The sequence below is a fragment of the Pseudomonas sp. CAN1 genome, assembly GCF_030462585.1.
Taxonomy (GTDB): Bacteria; Pseudomonadota; Gammaproteobacteria; order Pseudomonadales; family Pseudomonadaceae; genus Pseudomonas.
Genome location: NZ_JASMRU010000005.1, coordinates 30,968 through 45,550, shown reverse-complemented (window position 1 = coordinate 45,550; position 14,583 = coordinate 30,968). Strand labels below are relative to the sequence as shown.

At 65.3% G+C, this 14,583-nt stretch carries 17 protein-coding genes; 15 read left to right on the top strand and 2 right to left on the bottom strand.

The window, feature by feature from the left end:
- Positions 1-16: 16 nt before the first annotated feature.
- The 9 genes from QO207_RS09100 to trpE all read left to right on the top strand — a co-directional run bounded on the left by QO207_RS09100 (position 17) and on the right by trpE (position 9,755).
- On the top strand, positions 17-646 hold the full coding sequence (locus QO207_RS09100; protein WP_301532133.1) for a response regulator transcription factor: 630 nt from the start codon (positions 17-19) through the stop codon (positions 644-646).
- A gap of 164 nt (positions 647-810) precedes the next feature.
- Entirely contained in the window at positions 811-1,848 is a 1,038-nt protein-coding gene (locus QO207_RS09095; RefSeq protein WP_301532132.1) for an ABC transporter substrate-binding protein, read from the top strand.
- A gap of 189 nt (positions 1,849-2,037) precedes the next feature.
- The gene (locus QO207_RS09090; RefSeq protein ID WP_301532131.1) at positions 2,038-3,147 is read left to right on the top strand and encodes an ABC transporter ATP-binding protein; all 1,110 of its coding nucleotides are present in this window, start codon (positions 2,038-2,040) and stop codon (positions 3,145-3,147) included.
- A 69-nt stretch (positions 3,148-3,216) separates the two neighbouring features.
- The gene (locus QO207_RS09085) at positions 3,217-4,266 is read left to right on the top strand and encodes an ABC transporter substrate-binding protein (protein WP_301532130.1); all 1,050 of its coding nucleotides are present in this window, start codon (positions 3,217-3,219) and stop codon (positions 4,264-4,266) included.
- 125 nt (positions 4,267-4,391) lie between these two features.
- The gene (locus QO207_RS09080) at positions 4,392-5,639 is read left to right on the top strand and encodes an ABC transporter permease (RefSeq protein ID WP_301532129.1); all 1,248 of its coding nucleotides are present in this window, start codon (positions 4,392-4,394) and stop codon (positions 5,637-5,639) included.
- Positions 5,640-5,657: 18 nt separating this feature from the next.
- On the top strand, positions 5,658-6,485 hold the full coding sequence (locus QO207_RS09075) for an ABC transporter permease (protein WP_301532128.1): 828 nt from the start codon (positions 5,658-5,660) through the stop codon (positions 6,483-6,485).
- A 211-nt stretch (positions 6,486-6,696) separates the two neighbouring features.
- Positions 6,697-7,371, top strand: a complete 675-nt coding sequence (gene rpe / locus QO207_RS09070) for a ribulose-phosphate 3-epimerase (protein ID WP_301532127.1) — start codon at positions 6,697-6,699, stop codon at positions 7,369-7,371.
- Positions 7,371-8,189 carry a phosphoglycolate phosphatase gene (locus QO207_RS09065; protein WP_301532126.1) on the top strand — a complete coding sequence of 273 codons (819 nt, stop codon included), beginning with the start codon at positions 7,371-7,373 and terminating at the stop codon, positions 8,187-8,189. The genes rpe and QO207_RS09065 overlap by 1 nt, the downstream gene beginning before the upstream one ends.
- Before the next feature lie 72 nt (positions 8,190-8,261).
- Entirely contained in the window at positions 8,262-9,755 is a 1,494-nt protein-coding gene (gene trpE, locus QO207_RS09060) for an anthranilate synthase component I (protein ID WP_301532125.1), read from the top strand.
- Between the two features lie 228 nt (positions 9,756-9,983).
- Here the strand turns inward: trpE and QO207_RS09055 are convergent, their stop codons facing one another.
- Together QO207_RS09055 and QO207_RS09050 are read right to left on the bottom strand one after the other, a co-directional pair.
- Positions 9,984-10,310, bottom strand: a complete 327-nt coding sequence (locus tag QO207_RS09055; protein ID WP_301532124.1) for a pyocin activator PrtN family protein — start codon at positions 10,308-10,310, stop codon at positions 9,984-9,986.
- A 120-nt stretch (positions 10,311-10,430) separates the two neighbouring features.
- Complete coding sequence (locus QO207_RS09050) at positions 10,431-11,201, bottom strand: helix-turn-helix transcriptional regulator (protein ID WP_301532123.1); 771 nt, start codon at positions 11,199-11,201, stop codon at positions 10,431-10,433.
- A gap of 412 nt (positions 11,202-11,613) precedes the next feature.
- Between QO207_RS09050 and QO207_RS09045 the strand changes: the two genes are divergently transcribed.
- The 6 genes from QO207_RS09045 (at position 11,614) to QO207_RS09020 (ending at position 14,528) form a co-directional block, all read left to right on the top strand.
- Positions 11,614-11,823, top strand: coding sequence for a TraR/DksA C4-type zinc finger protein (locus tag QO207_RS09045; RefSeq protein ID WP_301532122.1), 210 nt, complete (start codon positions 11,614-11,616; stop codon positions 11,821-11,823).
- 19 nt (positions 11,824-11,842) lie between these two features.
- Positions 11,843-12,202 (top strand): hypothetical protein, encoded by a 360-nt coding sequence (locus tag QO207_RS09040; protein WP_301532121.1) that lies wholly within the window; start codon positions 11,843-11,845, stop codon positions 12,200-12,202.
- Positions 12,203-12,285: 83 nt separating this feature from the next.
- The gene (locus QO207_RS09035) at positions 12,286-12,759 is read left to right on the top strand and encodes a GNAT family N-acetyltransferase (protein WP_301532120.1); all 474 of its coding nucleotides are present in this window, start codon (positions 12,286-12,288) and stop codon (positions 12,757-12,759) included.
- A 316-nt stretch (positions 12,760-13,075) separates the two neighbouring features.
- Positions 13,076-13,420: a phage holin family protein gene (locus QO207_RS09030; protein ID WP_301532119.1), complete on the top strand. Its 345-nt coding sequence runs from the start codon at positions 13,076-13,078 to the stop codon at positions 13,418-13,420.
- 17 nt (positions 13,421-13,437) lie between these two features.
- Complete coding sequence (locus QO207_RS09025) at positions 13,438-13,968, top strand: hypothetical protein (protein ID WP_301532118.1); 531 nt, start codon at positions 13,438-13,440, stop codon at positions 13,966-13,968.
- Positions 13,965-14,528, top strand: coding sequence for a phage baseplate assembly protein V (locus QO207_RS09020; RefSeq protein WP_301532117.1), 564 nt, complete (start codon positions 13,965-13,967; stop codon positions 14,526-14,528). Before QO207_RS09025 ends, QO207_RS09020 begins: the two co-directional genes overlap by 4 nt.
- Positions 14,529-14,583 lie beyond the last annotated feature (55 nt).

The window sequence follows — 14,583 nt, the reverse complement described above, 5'->3', positions numbered from 1 at the left end:
GAACAGGAGTAGGCCGGTGATTCGAGTGCTGGTGGCGGAAGACCATACGATCGTGCGCGAGGGCATCAAGCAACTGATCGGCATGGCCAAGGACCTGCAGGTGGTGGGCGAGGCCACCAATGGCGAGCAGCTGCTCGAAACCCTGCGCCAGACGCCCTGCGAAGTGGTCCTGCTGGATATCTCCATGCCCGGCGTCAACGGCCTGGAAGCCATCCCGCGGATTCGCGCGCTGAACAACCCGCCGGCAATCCTGATGCTGTCGATGCACGACGAGGTGCAGATGGTTGCCCGTGCACTGAAGGTGGGCGCCGCAGGCTACGCCACCAAGGACAGCGACCCGGCACTGTTGCTCACGGCGATCCGTAAGGTCGCCAGCGGCGGGCGCTACATCGACCCTGATCTCGCCGACCGCATGGTCTTCGAGGTCGGCCTCACCGATTCGCGGCCGCCCCATGCGCTGCTCTCCGAGCGCGAGTTCTCCGTCTTCGAACGCCTGGTGCAGGGCGAGGGCGTCAACGAGATCGCCCAGCACCTGGCGGTCAGCAGCAAGACCATCAGCACCCACAAGGCGCGACTGATGCAGAAGCTCAACGCCAATTCGGTGGCCGACCTGGTGCGCTACGCGATGGAGCACAAGCTCATCTGACCGGCCCGCTCCGGCGATTTGATTTGCGACAGCAGGCACCCTGAAATTTCCCTTCACTCTGTGCGACGTGTCCGATTTCTGTAACAAACCGTCTATCTAGCGGGCGTGGAGCAGGGAATCATTGCCTGCTTCATGCAGTACGTCGTGATAACAAGGAGAAGAAGATGTTGCGAGCGGTAAGGGGAGGGCTGCTGTTCGGCCTGCTGGGGAGTGCCGCGATGCCGGCGCTGGCGGATTACGTCACGGTGATTTCCTTCGGTGGCGCCAACAAGGAAGCCCAGGAGGCGGCCTTCTACAAACCGTTCAAGGAAGTGACCGGCAACGCCGTCGTCCACGGCTCCTACAACGGCGATCTGGCCAAGCTCAAACGCATGGTGGAGATCAGCCATGTGTCCTGGGACGTGGTGGAAGTCGAGGCCCCGGAACTCGCGCGCGGCTGCGAGGAAGGGCTGTTCATGAAGCTCGACCCCAAGACCCTGGGCAACACCGCCGATTTCGTTCCCGGCGCGGTGCAACCGTGCGGCGTCGGCATCTTCGTCTGGACCACGCTGCTGGCCTACAACCAGAGCAAGCTGCAGGGCACGCCGAGCAGCTGGGCGGATTTCTGGGACACGAAGAAATTCCCCGGCAAGCGCGGCCTGCGCTGGGGCGCGAAGTACAGCCTGGAATTCGCCCTGATGGCCGACGGCGTCGCGCCCAAGGACGTCTACAAGGTGCTTTCCACCGATGAGGGCGTTGACCGTGCCTTCCGCAAGCTCGACGAGCTGAAGCCGAACATCAACTGGTGGAAGTCCGGCCAGGACCCGGTGCGCGATCTTGCCGACGGCACCGTGGTGATGAGCTCCGCCTACAACGGCCGCATCGCTGCCGCCCAGGGTGAGCAGAAGGGCTTCCGCATGGTCTGGGCCGGCGGCATCTACGACTTCGACTTCTGGGCGCTGCCCTCGGGCGTGTTCAAGAAGGAGCTGGCCGAGCAGTTCGTCAACTTCGCCAGCCAGCCGCAGCAGCAGAAGACCTTCGCCGAGAACATCGCCTACGGTCCGACCAATCGCAAGGCAGTGGAACTGCTGGCGCCCGACGTGGCCGCCAACCTGCCCACGGCGCCGCAGAACATTTCCCACGCCGTCGGCATGGACGTGGCGTTCTGGACCGCGCACGGCGATGCCCTGGAGAAGCGCTTCCAGGCCTGGGCCAAGCGCTGAGCCAGCGTGCCAGGGCCTGCCGCGCCAGCGCGGGCCCTGCATGTCAGTTGGCCACTTTTTGTAGGGCGATCCCTACAAAGCATCCTCTCTAAGCCTTATAGCAATCTCTCATACCGCCCGATTTGCGTGCTGCCTTGGCTTCTCTAGGCTTGAGATCAACGGCATTAACAAAAAAACAAAGGTGCGGTGATGGCCGAGAATCAGGCAAACGATGTGCTGGTGAGTTTCCGTGGCGTGCAGAAGAGCTACGACGGCGAATCCCTCATCGTGAAGGACCTCAATCTGGACATTCGCAAAGGCGAATTCCTGACGCTGCTGGGGCCGTCCGGTTCCGGCAAGACCACCAGCCTGATGATGCTGGCCGGTTTCGAAACCCCCACCGCCGGTGAAATCCAGCTGGCCGGTCGCTCCATCAACAACGTCCCCCCGCACAAGCGCGACATCGGCATGGTGTTCCAGAACTATGCGCTGTTCCCGCACATGACGGTGGCCGAGAACCTGGCCTTCCCGCTGTCCGTGCGCGGCATGAGCAAGACCGACGTCAGCGAGCGCGTGAAGCGCGCCCTGTCGATGGTCCAGCTCGATACCTTCGCCGGTCGTTATCCCGCCCAGCTCTCCGGTGGCCAGCAACAGCGTGTGGCCCTGGCCCGCGCGCTGGTGTTCGAGCCGCAACTGGTGCTGATGGACGAACCCCTGGGTGCGCTCGACAAGCAGCTGCGCGAGCACATGCAGATGGAGATCAAGCACATCCACCAGCGCCTGGGCGTGACCGTGGTCTACGTGACCCACGACCAGGGCGAAGCCCTGACCATGTCCGACCGCGTGGCGGTGTTCCACCAGGGCGAGATCCAGCAGATCGCCCCGCCGGCGGAGCTCTACGAACACCCGCGCAACTCCTTCGTCGCCAACTTCATCGGCGAGAACAACCGCATCGCCGGCCAGCTCCAGGCCCGCGATGGCGAGCGCTGCACCGTGGGCCTGGCCCGTGGCGAGAAGGTCGAGGCGCTGGCGGTTAACGTCGGCAACGTCGGCGACACCGTCAGCCTGTCGATCCGCCCCGAGCGCGTGCGCCTGAACGGCCACAGCGAAAACTGCGTGAACCGCTTCTCCGGCCGTGTTGCCGAGTTCATCTACCTGGGTGACCACGTGCGCATTCGCCTAGAGGTCTGCGGCCGTACCGATTTCTTCGTGAAACAGCCGATCGCCGAGCTCGATCCTGCGCTCAGTGTCGGTGACGTGGTACCGCTGGGCTGGGAAGTCGAGCACGTCCGCGCGCTCGACCCGCTGTCCGCGGCGTAACAGCGCGGCCCGGCCACTCCCGGACGCATTCCAAGAAAAACAAACCTGCACACTGTGGAGACAACAATAATGACGAAGTCCTTGAAAGCATCGGGGCTCAAACTCGCGGCGCTGACTCTGGGCGTGGCCTTCGCGGCCCAGTCCATGGCCGCTACCGACCTGACCGTGGTGTCCTTCGGCGGCGCCAACAAGAACGCCCAGGTGAAGGCGTTCTACGGCCCGTACGAAAAGAGCACCGGCAACAAGATCGTCGCCGGCGAATACAACGGCGAGATGGCCAAGGTGAAGGCCATGGTCGACACCAACAGCGTCTCCTGGGACCTGGTGGAAGTCGAGTCGCCGGAACTGGCGCGCGGCTGTGACGAAGGCCTGTTCGAAACCATCGACCCGGCCATCCTCGGCAAGGCCGAAGACTACGTTCCGGGTGCCGTGAGCAACTGCGGCGTCGGCTTCTTCGTCTGGTCCACCGTACTGGCCTACAACGCCGACAAGCTGAAGACCGCACCGACCAGCTGGGCCGATTTCTGGGACACCAGCAAATTCCCAGGCAAGCGCGGCCTGCGCAAGGGCGCCAAGTACACCCTGGAATTCGCCCTGATGGCCGACGGCGTCGCGCCGAAGGACGTCTACAAGGTGCTGGCCACCAAAGAAGGCCAGGATCGCGCCTTCAAGAAACTCGACCAGATCAAGCCGAACATCCAGTGGTGGGAAGCCGGCGCCCAGCCGCCGCAGTACCTCGCTTCCGGTGACGTGGTCATGAGCTCCGCCTACAACGGCCGCATCGCTGCCGTGCAGAAAGAGAGCAACCTGAAGATCGTCTGGAACGGCGGCATCTACGACTTCGACGCCTGGGCCATCCCCAAGGGCGCCAAGAAGGTCGACGAGAGCCTGAAGTTCATTGCCTTCTCGGTTCAGCCCGAGCAGCAGAAGACCTACTCCGAGAACATCGCCTACGGCCCGGTCAACAAGAACGCCGTACCGCTGCTGAGCAAGGAGCTGCTGAAGGACATGCCGACCACTCCGGAAAACATGGAGAACCAGGTGGGCATGGACGTGACCTTCTGGGCTGACTACGGCGAGCAGCTGGAACAGCGCTTCAACGCCTGGGCCGCCAAGTAAGCACGCCCTGACTGCCACGGTCGCCCGGACCGTGGCGGACCGGAGCCGCCGCTCCCCCTCGCGGCGGCTCCTCCTGACACCACACCTTGGCCGCTCTCGGGCGGCCCGTTTTACCGGAGTTCGCTATGGCCACCGCTGTGTCGATGAACGAGGTCGCCGGCCCCACCCTCAAGCAGCGCCTGGCGCGCGCGGAGCGGATGAACCGCCTGAAGTCGCAGGCGCTGGTCCTGCCCCTGCTGGTCTTCCTCCTGCTGACCTTCCTCGTGCCCATTGCGGCACTGCTCTACAAGAGCGTGAACAACCCCGAGGTCGTCGGTGCCATGCCGCTGACCGTCAACGCCATCTCCGCCTGGGACGGCAAGTCGCTGCCCTCGGACGAGGTGTACAAGGCGCTGAGCGAAGACCTGGTCGCCGCGCGCAAGAACCAGACCATCGGTGACCTGTCCAAGCGCCTGAACATGGAGCTGGCCGGCTACCGCAGCCTGCTGTCCAAGACCGCCCGCGCGCTGCCGTTCAAGGAGCAGCCGGCGTCGTACAAGGACGCGATGGAAGCGCTGGATGAGCGCTGGGGCGACCCGGCCTACTGGCAGGCGATCCGTCGCAACGCCAGCTCCATCACCCCGTATTACCTGCTGGCGGCGCTCGATCACCGCATCGATGACCTGGGCGAGATCGCCCGCGCCACGCCCGACCAGTCGATCTACCTGGACATCTTCGCCCGCACCTTCTGGATGGGCGCGGTGATCACCCTGATCTGCCTGGCGCTGGCCTACCCGCTGGCCTACCTGCTGGCGATCCTGCCGACCCGCAAGTCCAACCTGCTGATGATCATGGTGCTGCTGCCGTTCTGGACCTCGATCCTGGTGCGCGTCGCCGCCTGGATCGTGCTGTTGCAGTCGGGTGGCCTGATCAACGGCGCGCTGCTCAAGATGGGCCTGATCGATCAGCCGCTGCAGCTGGTGTTCAACCGCACCGGCGTGTACATCTCCATGGTCCACATCATGCTGCCGTTCATGATCCTGCCGATCTACAGCGTGATGAAGGGCATCTCCCCCAGCTACATGCGCGCCGCGATCTCGCTGGGTTGCCATCCGTTCACCAGCTTCTGGAAGGTCTACTTCCCGCAGACCGTGGCCGGTGTCGGCGCCGGTTGCCTGCTGGTGTTCATCCTGTCGATCGGCTACTACATCACCCCGGCCCTGCTGGGCAGCCCGAACGACCAGATGGTCAGCTACTTCGTCGCCTTCTACACCAACACCACCATCAACTGGGGCATGGCCACGGCCCTGGGCGGCCTGCTGCTGTTCGCCACCCTGGTGCTCTACGTGATCTACGGCTGGCTGGTGGGCGCAAGCCGCCTGCGCCTGGGCTGATGTGAGGAGAACAAGAAGATGCTGAGCCCGTACATGTCCCCCGTCGAGCGCCTGTGGTTCTACACCCTGCGCACCCTCTGCGGCCTGATCCTGCTGTTCCTGGTGCTGCCGGTACTGGTCATCGTGCCGCTGTCGTTCAACTCCGGCACCTTCCTGGTCTACCCGCTGCAGGGCTTCTCCCTGCGCTGGTACGCCGACTTCTTCAACTCCGCCGAGTGGATGCGCGCGCTGACCAACAGCATCATCGTCGCCCCGGCGGCTACGGTGCTGGCGATGGTCTTCGGCACCCTGGCGTCGATCGGCCTGACCCGCGGCGATTTCCGCGGCAAGGCGCTGATCATGAGCCTGGTGATCTCGCCGATGGTCGTGCCGGTGGTGATCATCGGTGTCGCCAGCTACCTGTTCTTCGCGCCGCTGGGCCTGGGCAACAGCTACATCTCGCTGATCATCGTCCACGCGGTGCTCGGTGTGCCCTTCGTCATCATCACCGTGTCGGCGACCCTGCAGGGCTTCAACTACAACCTGGTGCGCGCTGCCGCCAGCCTGGGCGCGCCGCCGGTACTGACCTTCTTCAAGGTCACCCTGCCGCTGATCGCTCCCGGCGTGATCTCCGGCGCGCTGTTCGCCTTCGCCACCTCCTTCGATGAAGTGGTGGTGACCCTGTTCCTCGCCGGCCCCGAGCAGGCCACCCTGCCGCGCCAGATGTTCAGCGGCATCCGCGAGAACCTCAGCCCGACCATCGCCGCCGCGGCGACCCTGCTGATCGGTTTCTCCGTCCTGCTCCTGCTGACCCTCGAGTGGCTGCGCGGTCGCAGCGAGAAACTGCGTACCGCACCGACTTCCTGATTCACAGTGTTTCGCGGACGGTTGCGTCCCTGTGCTCACCCACAGGGGCGGGACCGAGCCGCGATTTTTTTGCCCGGCTGTCTGCCTGCCCTGTCCGCGTTTTTCCGCTCCCTCCCGCACTTTTCGTCTCGGCCATCGGTCGAATCCCCTTCCGCTCGTTCCAGCGGCTACAATGCGCGCCATCCGTGATTCCCGCCCACAGAGGTGCGCCATGCAACCCTATGCCATCGCTCCGTCGATCCTTTCCGCCGACTTCGCCCGCCTGGGTGAGGATGTGGACAAGGTGCTCGCCGCCGGTGCCGACATCGTCCACTTCGATGTGATGGACAACCACTACGTGCCGAACCTGACCATCGGCCCGATGGTCTGCACGGCGCTGCGCAAGTACGGCGTTACCGCGCCCATCGACGTGCACCTGATGGTCTCCCCGGTGGATCGCATCATCGGCGACTTCATCGAGGCCGGCGCTACCTACATCACCTTCCACCCGGAAGCCTCGCAGCACATCGACCGTTCCCTGCAACTGATCAAGGACGGCGGCTGCAAGGCCGGCCTGGTATTCAACCCGGCTACCTCGCTGGACGCGCTCAAGTACGTGATGGACAAGATCGACATGGTCCTGCTGATGAGCGTGAACCCCGGCTTCGGTGGGCAGAAGTTCATTCCCGGCACCCTCGACAAGCTGCGCGAAGCCCGCGCGCTGATCGACGCCTCCGGCCGCGACATCCGCCTGGAGATCGACGGCGGGGTGAACGTGAAGAACATCCGCGATATCGCCGCTGCCGGCGCCGACACCTTCGTTGCCGGCTCCGCGATCTTCAACGCACCGGACTACGCCGAGGTCATCCGCGCCATGCACGCTGAGCTGGCGCAGGCGCGCAAGTGATGAGTGCTGCACAACTGCCGTTCGCCGGGCTGCCGCGTCTGGTGATGTTCGACCTGGACGGCACCCTGGTGGACTCGGTCCCCGACCTCGCCGCGGCGGTGGACAAGATGCTGCTGGCGCTAGGGCGCCAGCCGGCCGGCCTGGAGGCCGTGCGCCACTGGGTCGGCAACGGTGCGCGGGTACTGGTACGCCGCGCCCTGGCCAATGACATCGAGCACGATGGCGTCAGCGAGGAAGACACCGAGCGCGCCCTCGAACTGTTCATGGATGCCTACGCCGACAGCCACGCGCTGACCGTGGTCTACCCCGGTGTGATCGACACCCTGAAGTGGCTGAAGAAGCGCGGCGTCGAGCTGGCGCTGATCACCAACAAGCCCGAGCGCTTCGTCGGGCCGCTGCTGGACGAGATGAAGCTGGGCAAGTTCTTCCGCTGGATCATCGGCGGCGACACCCTGCCGCAGCAGAAGCCCGACCCGGCGGCGCTGCTGTTCGTGATGAAGATGGCCGGTGTGTCGGCGGAAGAGGCGCTGTTCGTCGGCGACTCGCGCAACGACATCCTCGCCGCCAAGGCCGCCGGCGTGCGCAGCGTCGGCCTGAGCTACGGCTACAATCACGGCCGGCCGATCGCCGAGGAAACCCCGACGCTGGTCCTCGACGACCTGCGCCAACTGCTGCCTTGCTTCGATTCCGGCAACGCGATAGTGTTGCCCGACTCCCGCTCCAACCCCGCTCAGCGAGACAGCACCGTGGAAACGGCTCCCCACACACTCTGGATGAAAGTCATCAAGGCCCTGGCCCGCTGGCGCTGGCGCGCCTGACATCCCTTGGCCGGTACGCCCGGCGCGTGTGTGCACCCAAGTCCGTTACTTCCTCATTCCACGAGGCTGATCATGACCCGCGAAGAATTCCAGCGCCTGGCCGCCGAAGGCTACAACCGCATTCCGCTGACCTGCGAAACCCTTGCCGACTTCGACACCCCGCTGTCGATCTACCTGAAGCTCGCCGACGGTGCGAACACCTACCTGCTCGAATCCGTGCAGGGCGGTGAGAAGTGGGGCCGCTACTCGATCATCGGCCTGCCCAGCCGCACTGTGCTGCGCGTCTATGGCCACCAGGCGAGCATCAAGGTCGACGGCATCGAGACCGAGAGCTTCGAATGCGCCGACCCGCTGGCCTTCGTCGAGGAGTTCAAGGAGCGCTACCGCGTACCGACCATCGCCGGTCTGCCGCGTTTCAACGGCGGTCTCGTCGGCTACTTCGGCTATGACTGCGTGCGCTACGTCGAGCAGCGCCTGGCGCAGTGCCCGAACCCCGATCCGCTGAACAACCCCGACATCCTGCTGATGGTCTCCGACGCGGTGGTCGTGTTCGACAACCTCGCCGGCAAGATGCACGCGATCGTCCTTGCCGACCCGGCCCAGTCCGACGCCTACGACAATGGCCTGGCCCAGCTGGAAGAACTGCTGGAGCGCCTGCGCCAGCCGATCACCCCGCGCCGCGGCCTCGACTTCAGCGCGGTGAACGCGCCGGAGCCGCAGTTCCGCGCCAGCTTCACCCGCGAGGACTACGAGCGCGCCGTCGGCACCATCAAGGAATACATCCTGGCCGGCGACTGCATGCAGGTCGTGCCGTCGCAGCGCATGTCCATCGACTTCAGCGCCGCGCCCATCGACCTGTATCGCGCGCTGCGCTGCTTCAACCCGACGCCCTACATGTACTTCTTCAACTTCGGCGACTTCCACGTCGTCGGCAGTTCGCCGGAAGTACTGGTGCGCGTCGAGGACGGCGAAGTCACCGTACGCCCCATCGCCGGCACCCGCCCGCGTGGCGCGACCGAGGAAGCCGACCGCGCGCTGGAAGAAGACCTGCTCTCCGACGCCAAGGAAATCGCCGAGCACCTGATGCTCATCGACCTGGGCCGCAACGACGTCGGCCGCGTGTCGCAGACCGGCAGCGTGAAGGTCACCGAGCAGATGGTCATCGAGCGCTACTCCAACGTCATGCACATCGTCTCCAATGTGAACGGCCAGCTGAACGAAAAGCTCAGCGCGATGGACGCCCTGCGCGCCATCCTGCCGGCTGGCACCCTGTCCGGCGCGCCGAAGATCCGTGCGATGGAAATCATCGACGAACTGGAGCCGGTCAAGCGCGGTGTCTACGGCGGCGCCGTGGGCTACCTCGCGTGGAACGGCAACATGGATACCGCCATTGCCATCCGTACCGCGGTGATCAAGAACGGCGAACTCCACGTCCAGGCCGGCGGCGGTATCGTTGCCGACTCGGTGCCGGCGGCGGAGTGGGAAGAAACCATCAACAAGCGCCGCGCGATGTTCCGCGCCGTGGCCCTGGCCGAACACACCGCCAAGGTGCATGGCCGCGACTGAGTGGTTGGTTCGATGAAAAAGCCCCGCTTAGACGGGGCTTTTTTATTGGGCTCAAAGTTGTCGGCAGGGGGAAGGGGAGAGACCCCGTGCAGAAATATCAGTAGAGGCGGCTCTTCGTAGGAGCGAGCTTGCTCGCGAACAGGGTTTGCCGGCTGCTCCTTCGCTAGGGGGGTTCGCGAGCAATAACGATGGCGTCCCCCTCGCTCCTACAACCCCACCCCCCCAACTTCACCCCGCCTGCCGCGCCTCCATCACCTGCACGCTCGCCTTGCGCTGGGCGAGGGCGGCATCCGCCTTCTGCGAGCGTTCTTCCACATAGGCCGCCAGGTGATCCACCGCGACGTACTGCATCGCCTTGTGGCTGTCGTCCAGCGTGGTCACCGGCAGGGCGATGCGCCCGCAGGACAGCGCCTTGCTGAAATTCTCCCGGTTCAGGTTGCGGAACCAGCGCTCGCGCACCTGCTCCAGCGGCACCAGGACATCCCCGAAAATCTGGTAGACCAGGCTCACGGTTTCCGGGCGCGGGGCGTGGCGGACTTCTGCGGTCGGCTGCATGGGACTCTCCTGTTCCGATGGTGGTGGCGACAGGAGTAAATATAGCAAAAGTTGTATTTCTCTTCAATCGGCGCGCAAGAAAAACCCCGCCGAAGCGGGGTCTGTTCATTCGCGAAGTCCTCAGCGCACCAGGGTCGGCGCCCGGCGATGGCGCACGGTGGACCACCAGAACACCCAGCCGATCATGCGGATCTGCCCGCTGTCGAACTGCTCCGGCGGGTACTCCTCGTCGGGGTATTCGTCGCGGTTGAAGCTGCGCAGGCGGATGCCGCCGCCGGGCAGGCGGTAGACGAACTTCACCCGCAGCATGCCCTCGTGTTCCAGGGCGTAGATCTCGCCGTCGGTGATGTGCGTGGTGGCCGTGTCGATGCCGATGGTGGAGCCATCCATGATCAGCGGCTCCATGCTGTTGCCGGTGAGCTGGGCGCAGATCGCCGCCGCCGGATCGACTCCCGCGGCACGCAGCGTGGCATACGAGAAACGCAGCTTGCGCCCCTCTATCTCGCGCACTGCGGTGCGGCCGGCGCCGGCCGCCAGTTCCACTTCCTTGTACAGGCGTAGTTCCACTTCGTCCTCGTCCAGCGGTGTGTCGCTATCCCATGGGTGCAGCGGTTCCAGTCGCAGCGGGCTGCCATCGGCCGGGCGCGGCGCAGGTGCGCTGGCGCCCGGTGTCGGCGTGCCTTCGCCGGTGGCCAGCCAGGTCGGCGAGACCCCCAGCGCGCTGGCGATCTCGATCAGCTTGCGCGTGCTCTGCGCCTTGCCCGAGGTCAGCTTGTGGATGGTGTTCTGCGAAACCCCGGCGGCTTCGGCCAGGGTTTCCTGCTTGAGGTTGCGCGAGGCCATCGCCTGTTTCAGGCGGTCGGCCAGCGTCGATGAGGGAGTCTTGTCCATGGCGGCACTCTACCTCCTGGGTTGTAGCGTGTAAATAGCTTTGGTGTTGACTTGATATAGCTATGGTTGTAATCATAAAAGCCAGCAGCCCACCGGACAGAGCAAACCCGGTTCGGCTGAAGGGAGGCAGTGGCTTCCCCCTCACCGCGACAAGGACGCCGCGGGTTGCCTGCAGGCCGCAACGAGCGGCGGCAGGCTGGAGGACGCGGGCAGGCCAGGGAGGCGCTGCCCGTGTACCGGCAAGGGATGCCGTCCGACGAGTCGGCGCCCGCGATCACTAGTTCGCGACTGACCACCCCAGGCGGCCGAAGGCTCGGCGACCACGGAGGGCATGTCGCCAGGAGGACCCTCATGAACCAACACCTGAACTGCGCGATGCAGCCCGAACCTACCGCCCCGGCGGAGGTGAGCCGTGGCTGATATCGCCGACTACGCCAACGACCTGATGCTGGAGCGCATCGAGGACATGCTGCACAGCCGTCGCTCCTCGGCGGCGATCAGCTCCGCCGAGTTCTGCGAAGACTGCGGTGACGATATCCCGCCGGCGCGCCGCCTGGCTGCGCCGGGCTGTACCCGCTGCTTCGACTGCCAGGCCCTGGATGAACTGGAGCGTCGGCACTGAGCCGCGCCGGAGGAACGCCGTGATCAAACCCATCGATGAAATGCTCAAGCTTTGGGCCGAAGAGATGCACAGCCCGGGCAGCGCCGGCGGCGGTTATGCCGGCGGCAACCTGCTGGCGATGATGATGGCCAACAAGGGCGAGATGATTCGCGGCACACGGGGCAGCAAGGTGATCCTCGATCGCGTTGCCGAACTGGATCTGATCATCAACCACCTGCCCGACGAGCAGAAGGACGTGGTCACCGAGCACTACCTCAATCGTGACAGCGAGGCCTCGCAGAAGTACCGGCACTGCCGCTGCAGCCGCAACACCTTTTACCTGCGCCTGCATGTGGCGCACCAAAGCATTCAGTCACGGCTGATGCGTCGCTTCGCCTGATCCTTTCCCCTCTGCCCACGAAGCCCGGCCCTGCGCCGGGCTTCGTGTTTTTCGCGCGTGCCCATGAGCTATGCTCGCGGCCCATGACGACACCACCCCTGATTCGCTGCGCCGAGTCCGCCGACACCGACGCCATCCTGCGCATCCTGAGCGAAACCTACGAAGCCACCTGGAAGCCCGCACTCTGCGCCGAAGCCGTCGCGCGCTTTGAGTCCTCCGCGCGCACCTCTGCTTATGTGCGCGAGCGCCTGGCGCATTTCGCGATCGCCTGCATTGCTGGCGAGGTGGTCGGCCTGCTCGATTGGCGCGACGACTTCATCGATGCCCTGCATGTTTCTCCCCGTCACCAACGCCTGGGAATCGGAGCAGCACTGCTGCATCACGCAGAGGCCGCCATCGTCCGCGAGGGGTATGCATGTGTTCGTCTGGAGACCGACACCTTCAACCACCAGTCGCGCGCCTTCTACGGCAAGCACGGCTATGCGGAGGCCGATTTCTACCCCGACGAGGAGTGGCACAGCGGCTTCACCACCGTGCTGATGAGCAAGGCTCTCTGAAATTTCCGACTCTGGATTTCTGCGTTTCGACATCACATTGCGGTGTGTCATCTGTGTATTGCAGCGCATTCCCCGAGAAGCCTTGTTCCGGCGGGAATCGGGGGGTAAAAAGTAGTCATTCTTGTAAAGGTGCGTCCCCAGGGAGCACAACGCGAAACACCGAAAAGCCCGGCCACTGAGCCGGGCTTTTTCATGCCCGCGTTTTTTCGATCCGCCTTCGCGGCGGGTGGCCGGCGGCCGCGCCGGCAGTCATTCCCGGTTGGCTGATAGCCGCCGGTTTCGCCCGTTCGCGGGCGTCTTTATCCAAGGTGAGCCAATGGGCAACGAACCTCAGACCCTGGCCGACGTGCCTTTGTGGGGGCTGATCCTGCTCGCTGTCGCGGGCGGCATCAGCGGTGAAATGTGGCGCGCCGACAAGGCGGGCCTGGGCGGCTGGCGGCTGCTGCGGCGCCTGGCGCTGCGCTCGGGCGCTTCTATCGTCTGCGGCATGGCGGTGATGTTCCTCGCCATGTCCTGCGGCGCCTCGCTGACCCTGGCCGCGGCCATCGGCAGCCTGACCGCGGCGGCCGGTGCGGAGATCGCCGTCGGCCTCTATGAACGCTGGGCGGCGAAACGCCTGGGTGTCTGCGAACTGCCGCCGAGCGAGGGTAGGCAGGAGTGAAGCTGCAAGGAGACGATATGTCCGAACAACCTTTGACCCTGGCGCTGCTGCTCGATGCAGTCGAGCAGACGCTGACTGAGCGACTGACCGAGATCGGCACCTTCCTGCGCGGCCCGCTGAAGCAGGCTCCGGCGACGCTCCCTGCGCTGGCGCTGGAGTACGCTGGCATGCTGCCGGGGCGCGACCCCGGTAATGGCCAGACGGCGCTGATCTGTCGGCTGCAGGCGCGCCTGCTGGTGACGCGCGATGACGCCGCAGCGGAAGCGCTGGCGCTACGTAATGTCGCCGCTCTGGCGGTGCTGCTGCGCGCACAGAACTGGGGGCTGGAGCTGGAGCCGGTGAGCTTCATCCAGGCCCAGCCGGAGCTCGACAATCCGGCGCTCGCAACCTGCCGCGTGTGGCGGGTGGAGTGGCAGCAGCCGGTGCTGCTGGGCGAGACCGAGTGGCCCTGGGAAAACCAGCCGCCGGGCAGCCTCAGGCTCGGCTTCGACCCGCAGACCGGGCCCGGTCACGAGGACGATTACTTCGACCCGGGAGCCGCGCCATGAACCAGGACTACGTGAGCGCCGAACACGACCGCATGCTCGCCGCCCTGGTCATGCCCTGCGAAGTGGTGGCCGTGGACCTGGCGGCGGCGCGGGTGCGCGTGCGCTCCGGCGAGTGGACCAGCGCCTGGGTGCGCTGGCACGCCCAGGCGGCCGGCGTCGCGCGGCACTGGCGGGCGCCGAGCCTGGGCGAGCAGGGCGTGTTGCTCAGCCCGTCCGGCATGGCGGCCATGGGCACCTTCGTGCCGGGGTTGTTCGGTGCCGCCTCGGCGCCTCCGAATAATCGAGGCGAAGTCGAGAGCTGGCATTTCCCCGATGGCGCGGTGCTCAGCTACGACTGGCAGGCGCATCGCTACGACCTGCAGATGCCCGCCGGCAGCGCCACGGTGAAGGTCGGCGGGACGCAGGTGGTGATCGATCCCGGCGCAGTAAATGTCACCGCCGCCAGCATCCAACTGACCGGCCCGGTGAGCATCAAGGGCGCGCTGACGGTGAACGGCAACATCAGCAGCACCGGCTCGATCATGGACACCGCCGGCAACAGCAACCACCACACCCATTGAAGTCGCTTCGACTTCCCACCCAGGCCCGCCGCGTGCGGGCCTCTGCATTTCTGGA